Origin of the sequence: Halopenitus sp. H-Gu1 (assembly GCF_041821145.1) — an archaeon.
GTDB lineage: Archaea > Halobacteriota > Halobacteria > Halobacteriales > Haloferacaceae > Halopenitus.
In genome coordinates this window covers 1-699 of record NZ_JBGUBC010000066.1, presented here as the reverse complement: position 1 = coordinate 699, position 699 = coordinate 1, and the positions used below count along the sequence as shown (strand labels likewise).

1 protein-coding gene and 1 pseudogene are annotated in these 699 nt (G+C 60.8%); both read right to left on the bottom strand.

The window, feature by feature from the left end; all coding sequences use genetic code 11:
* Positions 1-523, bottom strand: a pseudogene (locus ACERIT_RS16165) (IS200/IS605 family transposon protein TnpB); the annotation flags it as partial.
* On the bottom strand, positions 520-699 hold a 180-nt coding region (locus tag ACERIT_RS16160; protein WP_373675876.1), incomplete at its 5' end, for a transposase. The gene ACERIT_RS16160 and the pseudogene ACERIT_RS16165, both read right to left, overlap by 4 nt.

The window sequence follows — 699 nt, the reverse complement described above, 5'->3', positions numbered from 1 at the left end:
GGTCGCTCAACTCGTCGTAGTACAGTTCCAACCGACCTTGGTCGCCCGACCACTTCGGTTTCCCACGAACGTCGAGCGTGAGTCGTTCGCGGTAGCCCATGTCGTACTCGTCTTTGAGGTCGCTGCCGACCGTGATTTCGATGGTCGAACGGTCGCCCCAGCGGAGCGTGTACTGGTCGTTGCGGATGTAGGTCCGCAACTCCCGGCCCTCTTCCTCGTTGCCCCAGTAGCCCGGCAGGCCGTTGGCTTCGCCTTTCTCTTTCAGGGCGAAGAACGACCGCCACGCTTCGGTGTTCTTCCGAATCACCTGTTGGGCGGTGGCACTCCCGAGGACACCGACGTACTGCTTGCGGTAGTCCTCGGTCTCCCAGACGGACTTGTCGATGTCGGGGTCGGTGAAGTTTTGTCGGCGCTCGTAGGTGAGTTGGTTCCACAGGGAAGCAGAAGCGTCCAACAGCCGTCGAAGCAGTTCCTCGTCGGCATCTGAGCGCGGGACCACAGTGAACGAGTTGACGCGCCTCATGCGGTCCACTCCCCGTCCTGTTTGTCCTTCTGCTCGCGGATGTACTGCTCGACGGCATTTTTCGAGACGCTGCCGGCAGTCCCAATGTAGTACGAGCGCGTCCACTTGATGCGGTCGTTGGACCGCTCATTGTACCACCGGGCGGAAATGCCCTTCACCCAGTTGACGATGAGCGA